General features: G+C 55.1%; 11 protein-coding genes and 2 rRNA genes. 6 read left to right on the top strand and 7 right to left on the bottom strand.

All coding sequences use genetic code 11. From position 1 onward, the window contains the following. The first annotated feature begins 196 nt into the window (after window positions 1-196). From RQ738_RS11460 to RQ738_RS11440, 5 genes are all read left to right on the top strand, one after another. Complete coding sequence (locus RQ738_RS11460) at window positions 197-556, top strand: hypothetical protein (RefSeq protein ID WP_314165351.1); 360 nt, start codon at window positions 197-199, stop codon at window positions 554-556. Between the two features lie 106 nt (window positions 557-662). Next, window positions 663-968: a hypothetical protein gene (locus RQ738_RS11455; protein WP_314165350.1), complete on the top strand. Its 306-nt coding sequence runs from the start codon at window positions 663-665 to the stop codon at window positions 966-968. Window positions 969-981: 13 nt separating this feature from the next. Then, window positions 982-1,665 carry a response regulator transcription factor gene (locus RQ738_RS11450; protein WP_314165349.1) on the top strand — a complete coding sequence of 228 codons (684 nt, stop codon included), beginning with the start codon at window positions 982-984 and terminating at the stop codon, window positions 1,663-1,665. Further along, complete coding sequence (locus RQ738_RS11445; protein WP_314165348.1) at window positions 1,662-2,975, top strand: ATP-binding protein; 1,314 nt, start codon at window positions 1,662-1,664, stop codon at window positions 2,973-2,975. The genes RQ738_RS11450 and RQ738_RS11445 overlap by 4 nt, the downstream gene beginning before the upstream one ends. A gap of 65 nt (window positions 2,976-3,040) precedes the next feature. Continuing rightward, the gene (locus RQ738_RS11440) at window positions 3,041-4,036 is read left to right on the top strand and encodes a zinc-binding dehydrogenase (protein WP_314165347.1); all 996 of its coding nucleotides are present in this window, start codon (window positions 3,041-3,043) and stop codon (window positions 4,034-4,036) included. A gap of 31 nt (window positions 4,037-4,067) precedes the next feature. Here the strand turns inward: RQ738_RS11440 and RQ738_RS11435 are convergent, their stop codons facing one another. The 4 genes from RQ738_RS11435 to RQ738_RS11420 form a co-directional block, all read right to left on the bottom strand. Next, window positions 4,068-4,628, bottom strand: a complete 561-nt coding sequence (locus tag RQ738_RS11435) for a rhomboid family intramembrane serine protease (protein ID WP_314165352.1) — start codon at window positions 4,626-4,628, stop codon at window positions 4,068-4,070. 739 nt (window positions 4,629-5,367) lie between these two features. Continuing rightward, window positions 5,368-6,345, bottom strand: a complete 978-nt coding sequence (locus RQ738_RS11430; protein ID WP_314165345.1) for a dimethyl sulfoxide reductase anchor subunit family protein — start codon at window positions 6,343-6,345, stop codon at window positions 5,368-5,370. An 86-nt stretch (window positions 6,346-6,431) separates the two neighbouring features. Next, window positions 6,432-7,163, bottom strand: coding sequence for a 4Fe-4S dicluster domain-containing protein (locus RQ738_RS11425; RefSeq protein WP_314165344.1), 732 nt, complete (start codon window positions 7,161-7,163; stop codon window positions 6,432-6,434). 215 nt (window positions 7,164-7,378) lie between these two features. Next, a complete protein-coding gene (locus RQ738_RS11420) occupies window positions 7,379-10,285 on the bottom strand; it encodes a molybdopterin oxidoreductase family protein (RefSeq protein ID WP_314165343.1) in 2,907 nt (968 codons plus the stop codon). Between the two features lie 536 nt (window positions 10,286-10,821). Here RQ738_RS11420 and RQ738_RS11415 point away from each other — a divergent pair. After that, window positions 10,822-11,256, top strand: coding sequence for an Rrf2 family transcriptional regulator (locus RQ738_RS11415; protein ID WP_314165342.1), 435 nt, complete (start codon window positions 10,822-10,824; stop codon window positions 11,254-11,256). A gap of 83 nt (window positions 11,257-11,339) precedes the next feature. Here RQ738_RS11415 and RQ738_RS11410 read toward each other — a convergent pair whose 3' ends face one another. The 3 genes from RQ738_RS11410 to RQ738_RS11400 all read right to left on the bottom strand — a co-directional run. Then, the gene (locus tag RQ738_RS11410; protein WP_314165341.1) at window positions 11,340-11,627 is read right to left on the bottom strand and encodes a DUF6763 family protein; all 288 of its coding nucleotides are present in this window, start codon (window positions 11,625-11,627) and stop codon (window positions 11,340-11,342) included. 304 nt (window positions 11,628-11,931) lie between these two features. Next, window positions 11,932-12,047 (bottom strand): 5S ribosomal RNA (gene rrf / locus RQ738_RS11405). Between the two features lie 127 nt (window positions 12,048-12,174). Continuing rightward, window positions 12,175-12,505: ribosomal RNA gene (locus RQ738_RS11400) — 23S ribosomal RNA — on the bottom strand; the annotation flags it as partial.

The following is a 12,505-nucleotide window of genomic DNA, read 5'->3' as shown; positions in this document are numbered from 1 at the left end:
GCGCATCAGTTAACCTGTTTACCTTATTTATCCGAAGCTTACCGCTTGTCAGGCTTATGTTAACGGGACAGCAGTGAGGAATTTTATAACCCCTTTTCTCCTGCGGCGTTCAGCTGCTGTTCAGGCATGACTATGTAACCTGCACTCGACGCTGGGCAAAGGGCCCGGCAATTGAAAAGCAAGCAGGAGGTACACCATGAACATACGTCATATTATTTCGAGTATTGCCATCAGTGCGGCACTCGGCCTGACCGCCCTTGCACCCGCGCAGGTGCAGGCCGAACAGCAACGTCACCACGAACGGGGCGGAGATCGTTACGAGCATCGTAACCACCATGAACGCCGTGATGTTGGCCATACCTACCGAAAGGGTTATCGCGAATCATACCGCCACGAGAAACACCGTGGTCGTCAGCATGCCGGAAAATACGCGTACTATGCCCACCCGAAATGGCATCATAAGCAGCGCCATCACCGGCACTCTCGTCAGCATCGATACCCAACCCGTGGTTACAATCGCGGTGATATCCACGGGCGGGTGATCTTCAGGTTCTGATACCGGCAACCAATGTCGGGAAAAGAAACCGCACCGGCTGTTCTTCGCTCTCAGCAGCCGGTGCGGGTATTTTCGACTCCCCTCCGATACGTGTATGCTTAACGCCATGAAAACCACACTGATATTATGCCTGGCGGCGCTGGGCACCGGCCTGCTCTCGTCACCGGCGTTTGCCGACGGTCGTTACGGCCAGGGCTTTTCACGGCCGTACCTCGCCGAGCGGTTTGCTGCGGCCCCGTCACGACGCATCAGTGCCGATGAGGCCGCTGCGCGCGTGCAGCAGGAATATGGTGGCCGTATCCTTGCGGTTGAAACCGTGCAGCGAAACGGGGAAATTTTCTATCGCATCAAGGTGCTGACGCGCAAAGGCGTGGTGCGGGTCGTGCGTATCCGGGCCGAGCCACGGCGATAAGGCAGTAACAGCCATGCGCATCCTGGTGATTGAAGACGAACCGACATTACAACAACAGTTGCGTGAACAACTGGAAAAACATGCCTATACCGTGGACAGCAGCGGCGATGGCGAGGATGGCCTGTTCATTGCCCGCGAGTATCCACTCGATGCAGCTATCATCGATATTGGTCTGCCGGGGCTCTCCGGGCTGGATATCATCCGCCAGTTACGTGCCGAGGGTAATGCCTTGCCGATTCTCGTCCTGACGGCGCGGGGTCAATGGCAGGACAAGGTTGCCGGCCTCGAGGCCGGTGCCGATGATTACCTGACCAAACCGTTCCATTTCGAGGAACTCAATGCCCGTCTGCACGCCTTGTTACGCCGCAGCGCCAATGCACCGGGCAACAGCATGCAGTGCGGTAACCTGCATATTGATTTTAGCCGCCAGCAGGTCAGCCTGGATGAACAGCCACTGAACCTGACCAGTTTCGAGTACCGCCTGCTTGAACACCTGATGCGGCACGCAGGTGAGGTGCTCTCCAAGGCGGCGCTTGCCGACTACCTGTATCCGCATGATGACGACCGCGACAGCAATGTTATCGAGGTGATGATTGCGCGCCTCCGCAAGAAGCTGGATAACGATGGCAGCATGACGCCGATTGAAACCTTACGCGGCCGCGGCTATCGGTTCACCTTGTGTGACAGGCCGGCATGAACTGGTCGCTCAATACCCGCACGATCATCGGTGCCAGCCTGGTCTTGAGTATCTTTGTCATTCTCACCGCGGTTACCCTCGACAGGGCCTTTGAAGAAAGCGCCCGTGCCGCGGTGGAGGAACGCCTGCGCGGTCAATTATACTTCCTCATCGGCGAAACCGAGGTCGATGAAAAGGGGCTGATAATCCCTCCCGCCTCTTCCATGCTGGCGCGTCTCAACCAGCCACAGAGCGGTCTTTATGCGAGTATTTATTCGCAAAATAAATTGATCTGGTCGTCGCGTTCCGCACTGGGGGCCGGCTATCCGTTCGTGGCGCAACTCTCAACCGGTGAAGAACGCTTCGAATATCAGCAAGAAGGCGCCCGCCCCTGGTTCATCCTTGCCTACGGGGTTGCCTGGCAGGTCGGCGAGTCAATCATACCGATTACCTATACCCTGGTTGAAGACAGCAGCAGCTTTCTGGCCCAGGTCCACGAATACCGGCAGACACTCTGGGGCTGGTTAGTGGCCCTGGCGATCTTGCTGTTAATCGCCCAGCTGCTGATTTTACGCTGGGGCCTGGCGCCCCTGCGCCGCGTTGCCAACGAAGTGCAGCGCATCGAGCAAGGCAAACAGGACTCCCTGTATAGCGACTACCCGCGCGAGTTACGCGGCCTCACCGACAACCTGAATACCCTGCTCGCCCATGAGCGGGCGCAACAACAGCGCTACCGGAATGCGCTCGCGGATCTCGCCCACAGCCTGAAAACGCCGCTGGCTGTCCTGCACGGTACGGCCGCGGATGCGACGAGTGTTCGTGAACAGGTTCAGCGCATGCAGCAAAGCGTTGATTACCAGTTACAACGCGCCGCCACGGCAGGCCGCAGCGGCCTGAATGCCCCTGTTGAACTTCAGCCGCTGCTTGCTTCACTGCTGCAGGCCCTGCACAAGGTACATGCCGGCAAAGCAGTCGCCGTACAACAGCATGTCGACAAGGATCTGAAGGTGCGCATGGATAAAGGCGATGTTACCGAGCTGCTGGGTAACCTGCTAGATAATGCCTTCAAGTGGTGTCGGCAACAGGTATGCTTACGCACCGAGGTCACTGACAAGCAGTTCATTCTCCAGGTAGAGGACGACGGCCAGGGTATTGCGTCCGAACAGGTTGAGCACATCCTCAGTCGCGGCGTGCGTGCGGATGAGAGTGTCCCCGGGCACGGCATCGGCCTGACCATGGTACGCGATATCGTCGCCGCCTATGAAGGCAGCCTGCAAATCGACGCCAGTCCGCTTGGCGGCGCGCGGTTTACCATTCGTCTGCCCCGGTAGGCTATGCCCGGAACGGCTGTTATAGTAACGTGCATCATTGATTGTGTTCCTCGCAGGTAATTTATATGCAAGCCATTCGTATTCATCGCGCCGGCGATGCCGCTTCTCTCAGCCTCGACACGGTCGACACGCCCGTCCTTGTGAACGACAACCAGGTGCTGGTACGGCTCAAGGCCGCTGGCATCAATCCCATCGACACCAAGATACGTAGCCAGCCGGAGGCTTTTCCGATAGACCTGCCGTATATTCCCGGCTGCGATGGCGCCGGTGTTATCGAGGCAGTCGGTGCTGCGGTGAGCCACTATAAAATCGGCGACGAGGTCTTTTATTGCCAGTGCGGCTTCCATGGTGTGCAGGGCAGTTACGCCGAGTACGCCGTGGTCGAGCAACACTATCTTGCGCACAAACCACCCGGCCTTTCCTTCGAGCACGCGGCGGCCTTGCCGCTGGTCTTTATCACGGCCTGGGAGGCCCTGTTTGATCGCGCCCGCCTGCAACACGGACAACGAGTCCTTATCCAGGCCGGTAGCGGCGGCGTTGGCCATATCGCGATCCAGCTGGCAAAACAGCACGGCTGTGAAGTCGCCACCACGGTCAGTTCGACCGCCAAGGCCGATTTTGTAAAACAGCTCGGCGCGGATTGCATCATCAATTACCGGGAAGAGGATGTGACCGCACGCGTGAATGAGTGGAGTGGCGGCGGTGTGGATGTGGCGTTTGATACCGTTGGCGGTGAGGTGCTGGAAACCTGCTTTGCCTGCGTACGACCCTACGGCGATGTGGTTACCATCCTGCAACCCGATGCCGGGACGCAGTGGTCGACCGCACGCCTGCGTAATCTGCGCTTCAGCATGGAGCTCATGCTCAGCCCGGCCATCCTGCAGCTCTCTGCCGAGCAGGCCCGGCACGGCAACCTGCTCAAGAATGCCGCGGCCCTTTGTTTAAGCCGCGAGCTGCATGTGCATGTCGCCGCGAGCTTCCCGCTTGCTCGGGCCAGTGCCGCCCATCTGCAGCTGGAACAGGATCACCCGCCGGGGAAAATCATCCTCTCAATGGATTAACCGCTCCGCCGGGCCTGCCGGCGGTAGCCGTCTAGTCTTTCTGTCGCAACCGGGCATCAAGATAACCCCACATTGCGCCGATCAAGAGCCCGCCGGTGTGGGCCATGTTGGCAACCGGGCCAAGCAGCCCGGTCCAGCAGAGCAGGTACCAGGCGAGCATCATCGCAAAAATCGGCCGCGGCACATCGAGCCCCGAGCGTGGGTTGAAACGCCCCTGCATCCAGATATACGTGAGCAAGGCATAGACCACCCCGGACATGCCGCCAAATAGGGGGCCGGACCAGGCAAGTTCAGCCAGGTTCGAGATCGGCCCGGCGACCAGGACCAGCAACAGGAGCCGCGGCCAGCCAAATCGCCACTCAATGGCCCGCCCCAGCTCCCATAGCCACATCATATTGAAGAGCAGGTGCAGCAACCCAAAATGAACAAAGACAGGTGTGATGAGCCGCCACCACTGCCCCTGAAACAACTCAAACCAGTTCAGCAGAAAAGGCAGCACCAGTTCCCGTTCACTACCCAGCCGTGTTAACGCCGCCATGATCAGACTCAGGGCAATCAGGGCCACGGTCAGTTGTGGCAGGCGTGGTTTCACATCCGGCAAGTCATGCTCCAGTTCAGTCCGTCAGTGCGAGATTGTAACAGTTAGCCCAGGGCACCGGTGGTGTCACGTGGTGACCGGCTTGTCGCCAGAACCTCATGTTCTTTCTAGCTAAAGATCGCTAACATCTTGTTGCTGTTTCAGCTTTAGCCCTTATCCACAAAATCTGTGGATAAGTCTGTGGATGGCGATCCCGGAATACGCTTTTTTTGCTGGAAATATGACGGTTTTATTAAAGTGAGCATTTTTTAATCATATGATTTTTTGTATAAATATCAAGATGTTTCACGGTTTTTATAGCGTTTCGACAATAATATGCTTTTTCCCCGGGGTTTTTCATCAATTGTTTCACGGGCTGTGTATAAGACACTACTGATATGTAAAAAACTGCTCATATTTTGCCCTTATCCGGTGCAAAAGCCCGTGTACTTCCCATTGACGACGCGCCATAGATTTTTCCCGTGACGGTGAGCAGGCATTAACCTCGGGCATGTTTGAGGAGGTTCTTTTTTTGCAGGGCAATGTCGCCGAACATGACGTGATCTGGCGAAAACAAAAGCCTCTTTCAGCAACAATCCCCCACTTGGCCAGATACCGCGTGCCCTGGTGCATATGAATATCCCTGTCCGGCTACGCAAAAAGCCACGGTTTTTTCAAACCGTGGCTTCATGATTGCTTCATGGCTCATCGCAAGCCATCTACAGGGCGGCGGGTGCCCGCTACCTGCACGGAATTACCCGACTGTCTGGTAATACAGGTTCTGGGGATGATTCGCCTGGGCGAAAAAGAACCAGCGCTCGGCGATCAGGCCGATGTACTGGACAATAAAGGCCGCCATCAGGAAGGTCGACGTATCCGTTTTCATGCCTGCGCCCAGCAGGATCACGGGCACCACAAAGGTCAAGGCCAGGAAAATCCACTTGATAAAACGGAACACAAACACAGAGGCACCATGGAAGTATTCCCGGGTGTTGAAGGAACCGCCCATGAAGCCCATAGAGCCCTGTTTGATTCGCGTATGGCGCACACCGATTGCCGTCTGCAGGGAAGACTTGGGACGGAGCCGGCTGTTGCGGATCAGGCTGGCAGCGCGGGTGACAAGGGCAGTGACGGTGATGATTATCGCCCAACCACCATAGAAGTTCACCAGGTCAGGGGCCTGGTAAGAGGCAAAAGCCGTTGCCAGCGTGAAACCGGAGGCAGTACCGAGCAGGATGTAATTGATGACGGTCAGCGGGCTCGCCCATTCCTGCAGGAACTTGATACAGGCATAGATCATGGCGGTGCAGATAAACAGCAGGAACGTCGCCAGCACCCCGCCCAGGCCGATCAACAGCGTCAGGTCACCGCGCACGCCGGTTTCCACACCGATGATGCCCAGATCCCAGCCCAGGGCATGCAGCCCGCCGTAGACGCTGACAGCACCAATCACAGTAGGCAGGATGATGACTTCGCGTGACAACCATGATGTCCGCCAGCAGGTGGCTGCCCGCCAGGCACGCTCCGGGTGGCCGAGGTGGAATACCGAGGCGATCAGGCCGGCGATCAAAAATGCAACGGCAATGACACTCCCCCATACATAAAAGCCCTGATTTTGGGCAGGCAGCAGTTCAACCACGGCGTAACTCTCGCCTGTATAAAGGGCAAGAAACAGGCCCTGGCCAACACCAATCAGGGTTGTCAAAAAAATAACGGAAAATGCCGGATGCATTCTACTTCTCCAAATCTAAGAACTAATGAATTACTAATGACAATAAACGTTCATCAATCATCATTCCGAAATCATCAATCACCTGTTTACCAGCTCGTAACGTCGTCGAGTGTATGACCTTCTTCTGGGACCTTCGGCCGTTCGCCTTCTTTCTTCAGCGGGTTGTCGGCGCGAATCAGCTCATCCTCATGGATGTGAATCTTCTGTTTGCGACGCGGCAGGTAGTGATTGGCCGGCCTGGTGCCCCACTCCGGCATCAACTGGTAGCCCGCTTGTTCACGAATCGTGGTCGAAACCTCTGAATCCGGGTCATGCACATCCCCAAAGAGCCGGGCACTGGTCGGACAGGCAAGCACACAGGCCGGCTTGCGTTCGGTCTCGGGCAGTGTCTCATCGTAGATCCGGTCAACACAGAGAGTACACTTCTTCATGACCTTCTGATGCTCGTCGATCTCACGCGCACCATATGGGCAGGCCCATGAGCAATACTTGCAACCGATGCACTTGTCGTAATCAACCAGCACGATACCGTCTTCTTCACGCTTGTAGCTGGCACCCGTCGGGCACACCGGTACACATGGCGGGTCTTCGCAGTGCAGGCAGGATTTCGGAAAGTGCACTGTCTCGGTGTTCGGGTATTCACCCACCTCGTAGGTCTGCACACGGTTGAAGAAGGTTCCGGTCGGATCCTTGTCATACGGATTATCATCCGACATGAAGCCAGCCGGCCCCGAGGTGTTCCACTCCTTGCAACTGGTCACGCAGGCATGACAGCCTACGCAGACATTCAAATCAATAATCAATGCTAATTGAGTCATAATTCAATACTCATATTTAATATCTATTGATGATTGATGAATTGGAACGAACACTGCTGTTCTATAATCATCAATCTGCAATTGCCATGAACCTTCGGTACGAAGGTCAGGGTACTCATAATTGCCCTGACCCATCGGGGATGGGTAGGGTATCCATAATGAACCTGTAGGGTTCTATGGTGTAAACCCGCAGGGTTCTTTGAGCCCATCAATCATCATTTGCCTTTCTTGCCCGCAAAGTAGCCTAGCCAGGACTTGCGCTTGCTCACGTCCTGTCCGGGAACAGACTGGTAATTATCAAACTGCGGGAAGCTCGCATTTGCCTCACCTTCATCGCCCTCTTCGGCCTTGTAGACGCGCACACGCACGTCATACCAGCCGGCCTGCCCGGTAACCGGATCAGAGTTCGAGATATGTTCGCCGTCATCACTTGGTGGCAGTTCTTCCGAAATAACGTGGTTGAGCAGAAAGCCCTGCTTTGATTCATTCGCGTCGGGCGTCAGGCCCCAGGCGCCGGCTGCCTTGCCGATCGCGTTCCAGGTCCAGACGGTGCCCGGTTCAACGGCCTCGGAGAAACGGCACATGCCCTTGACCCGGCCCCACATGGATTCTGCCCATACCCAGTCGCCGTCCTCTATACCCTGTTGCTTGCCAAGCACGGGGCTCATGTACAAATAGTTATAGGTATGGATCTGGCGCAACCAGGCATTCTGTGAATCCCAGGAGTGATACATCGCCATCGGGCGTTGGGTCAGGGCATTCAGCGGGTACTTCTGCTTGTCAGAAACCTGAGACTCGAGAGGCTCGAAATAATAAGGCAACGGCGTGAAGTAGGTTTCAACGCGCTTGCGCAGGTGCTCTGGCGGCTGCTTGCCCTGGGTCTTGCCCTGGGCGGCGAGACGGAACTGCTGCAGGACTTCCGAGTAGATGTGAATCAGGATCGGCTCGTCATAGCGGGTCAGGCGATGTTCCTTGGCCCACTGCAGGTAACCCTTGTTCCAGTTACGCATGTACTGGTAGGACTTTGGCAGCTCGTAATGATAGACGCAGTTGTTCTTTTCATACATCTGCCACTGGTTCGGATTTGCCGCGCCCTTCATGAACTTCTCGCCGCCCTTGCCGCGCCAGCCGGCCAGGAAACCGATACCGGAGCCTGGCTCGGTTTCATAGTTAATGACAAAGTCGGGGTAGTTGCGGAACTTGGGACTGCCGTCATCCTTGGTGAACGCCGGCAGTTTCAGGCGCCCCCCCATTTCAATCAGCACTTCCTGGAACGGCTTGCAGTCACCCTTTGGCGGCACAACCGGAATACGCACAGAATCAACCGGACCATCAAACTCGGAGATCGGCCGGTCCAGCATCGACATGACATCATGTCGTTCGAGGTAGGTCGTATCCGGCAGGATCAAATCGGCAAACGCCGTCATCTCGGACTGGAAGGCGTCGCAGACGATGATATACGGGATCTTGTAGCCACCGTCTTCATTCTTGTCGTTGAGCATCTTGCGCACTTCGGCAGTGTTCATGCTCGAGTTCCACGCCATGTTGGCCATGAAGATCAGCAGGGTATCGATCGAATACGGGTCACCACGCCAGGCGTTGGTGATGACATTATGCATCATGCCATGCACAGACAACGGGTGCTCCCAGGAGAAAGCCTTGTCGATACGGACCGGCTCGCCCTTGTCATCGACAAACAGATCATCCGGGTCAGCGGGCCAGCCCAGCGGCATACCGGCCAGCGGGGTATTCGGTTGCACACCTTCCGGCCCCTTCGGCGTCTTTGCACATGGCGGGATCGGCCGCGGGAACGGTGCCTTGTGGCGGAAGCCCCCCGGGGTATCGATGGTGCCCAACATGGACATCAGGATCGACAGGGCGCGGATGGAATGGAAACCGTTAGAATGCGCCGCCAGGCCACGCATGGCGTGGAAGGCGACCGGGCTGCCAGTGACTTTTTCGTGTTCCTTGCCCCAGACATCCGTCCAGGCGATCGGTAACTCAATCTTCTGGTCGCGGGCGGTGACGCCCATTTCGTAGGCGAGACGACGGATGGTAGCGGACGGAATACCGGTGATCCCTTCGGCCCACTCGGGAGAATATTCCTTTACCTGATCAACCAGCAACTGGAAGGACGGTTTTACGGGCGTACCATCTTCGAGCTTGAACTCCCCCAGCAGGCGCGGGTCGCAACCCTCCGTATGGGTAACCACGGCACGGTCGAGTTTTCGATCCCACCACAGCTTGTTCTGGGGGTCGAAACAACCCTCTTCTTCCGGCACTTCGGCACGGATAAACATGCCGTATTCTGCACTGTTCTCATCCATGTTCACGAGCTGTGCGCTGTTCGAGTACTGGACGAGGAAGTCACGGTCATACAGGCCCTGCTTGATGATCTCGTTGATCAGAGCCAGCAGCAATGCGCCATCCGTACCCGGCTTGATCGGGATCCACTCGTCGGCAATGGCCGAGTAACCGGTACGCACCGGGTTAATGGAGATAAACTTGCCGCCATCGCGCTTGAACTTGGAAATGGCGATCTTCATCGGGTTAGAGTGATGGTCTTCAGCCGTGCCTATCATCACGAACAGCTTGGAACGCTCGAGGTCCGGGCCACCGAATTCCCAGAAGGAGCCCCCGATGGTGTAGATCATGCCGGCGGCCATATTTACCGAACAGAAGCCCCCGTGGGCGGCGTAGTTCGGGGTACCGAACTGTTTGGCGAACATGCCAGTCAGGGCCTGCATCTGGTCACGGCCGGTAAACAGCGCGAACTTCTTTGGATCAGTCTTACGGATGTCTTCAAGACGCTCCTGCATGATACCGAAGGCCTCGTCCCAGGAGATGGCCTCGAAATCCCCGGCGCCACGTTCACTGCCTTCCCGCCGTTTGAGCGGTTTGGTCAGGCGCGCTGGCGAATACTGCTTCATGATGCCCGAGGCGCCCTTGGCACAGATTACGCCCTTATTAAGCGGGTGATCGGGGTTACCCTGGATATAACGGACTTCACCGTCCCGGAGGGTGACGCGAATCCCACAGCGGCAGGCGCACATATAGCAAGTCGTGTTCTTGAACTCTGTACGACTTTCCTGAGTATTCACATCGGAGGCAATGACGGACATGCTTCAGCTGCTCCTAAAGTTTAGGCAAATTTAAGGCCCGTAAGAGTATACGAGCCGTGAATAGAACAACAATCAACAAATTCAATAAGTATATAAGCTTATAATAATATACTTAATCTAGAAATAATAAAACCCTTTCAAGGACTTATCTGTAGCCATATCCCTATTCGGCATACTGGAATACTCCGCAAAAGAGGTCAACCTGCTTGTAACTTATTGAAATAATGGCGTCCACGTAGTGTACATGCAAGACAGCGTGTCGGTCGGGGACTGTTTATTCCTGTCCTCAACGGCACAGGTTATCGTTAGTCGACATTCAGCCACATCATGGTCCTCGCCCAGCTGTTCCCGGATCGCATCGAGTGCCAGTTCTAGCACTGACAGATTGTTAACAATCTGTCACAAAAACCATGTTTACTTTACCCCATTTAAACCGCATAGTTTTCACATACATCGAGCCAGTCATATCGACGGAATAACGTTCTCAAACATAGCAGTTCGCTGATGCCGGTGCTATAGATTCAAGGGGTAGGTTTATGAAATTATCGTCACGCTCGCAATATGCGATCACAGCCATGCTCGAACTGGCAATCCAGGAGAAAATACGGCCCGTTACATTATTTGATATTGCACAGAAGCAGAGGATTTCTCTCTCTTACCTGGAGCAGTTGTTCGCTCACCTACGTCAGAATGCATTGGTGCGGGGGCGCCGGGGACCTGGTGGTGGTTATGTCCTGGCTCGTAATGTAAAAGACATCAGCATCGCCGATATTGTCATGGCGGTGGATGATACCGGGGTAAAACCAGCAAAAGAAGCTGTTATGGACCGTACCGAGATGAGCAGCGAGCAACTGTGGCAGGATGTTAGTCAACGTATATACGGTTGCCTGTCCGATATCACGCTCGGCGATTTCCTGCGGTCACCATCGAATGGACCCATGCCAGAGAGTCCGGCAAAGGCTGCCGGGTAACCGGGCTTGCTTCCTTAACCGCGCCGGGAACGGTGCCTCCGGTTCTACTTTATTTGCTTTTCCTGGGAGTAATGGCGGTCTGTCTAGTCTTCATCCAGCTCCAGGCTCGTTTCCTCGACCTCATCTTCATCGATAAAGTCTGCATCAGAGACAAAATCATTCTCGAGGCGACTGTCGCGTAATGGGCTGTCTGCGGGCTCAACGAGCAGATCATCCCAGTCATCAAGACTGATTTCTTCACTTTCTTCGGCACCCTCACGAAGGATCTCAATCAGGCCTTCGTATTCATCAACACTGATGATTTCAAAGTCCTGATCCAGTTCGTTATCGTGGTACCACTCACCCGCAATCGGCTCAGCTGTAAATGACATTGTATTCCTCGTACCTTGGTAAAAGACGATTTTTTAATCCACTGCTACCTGCTATATAGCAACAAATCAGCAAAGATCCAGATTTAGCAAAAAAAATTCTCCATTTACAGTGCCACATAAAAAGAAACCCCGTAACTCATTGAGCTACGGGGTTTCTGAAATAAAACCTGGCAGTTATCCTCGGGACGAGGTGTATCCAGCGAAGCTGGAGACCTACATATAAAGCCACTGCCAGGTTCGAATCATATCGCCATATAAAGAAGAAACCCCGTAACTCATTGAGCTACGGGGTTTCTGAAATAAAACCTGGCAGTGACCTACTCTCACATGGGGAGACCCCACACTACCATCGGCGCTAAAGCGTTTCACTTCTGAGTTCGGGATGGGATCAGGTGGTTCCACTTCGCTATTGCCGCCAGGCAAACCGGTTGATGTTCAAGAATATCTCTCGAACATCGAATTCGAAAAAGCTGATTAAGGCGTTCATGGTATGTTGCATTTGCCTAACCACATTGAACAGCACCAAAACAAACTGTTTGGGTGTTATATGGTCAAGCCTCACGGGCAATTAGTACTGGTTAGCTTCATACATTGCTGCACTTCCACACCCAGCCTATCAACGTTGTAGTCTCCAACGGCCCTTCAGGGGAATCAAGTTCCCAGTGAGATCTCATCTTGAGGGGGGCTTCCCGCTTAGATGCTTTCAGCGGTTATCCTGTCCGTTCATAGCTACCCGGCAGTGCCACTGGCGTGACAACCGGAACACCAGAGGAACGTCCACTCCGGTCCTCTCGTACTAGGAGCAGCTCCTCTCAAATCTCAAACGCCCACGGCAGATAGGGACCGAACTGTCTCACGACGTTCTAAACCCAGCTCGC

Origin of the sequence: Sulfuriflexus sp. (assembly GCF_032250955.1) — a bacterium.
GTDB lineage: Bacteria > Pseudomonadota > Gammaproteobacteria > AKS1 > AKS1 > Sulfuriflexus.
Note: the sequence above shows the minus strand (reverse complement) of the source record. Positions and strands in the feature narration are given on the sequence as shown.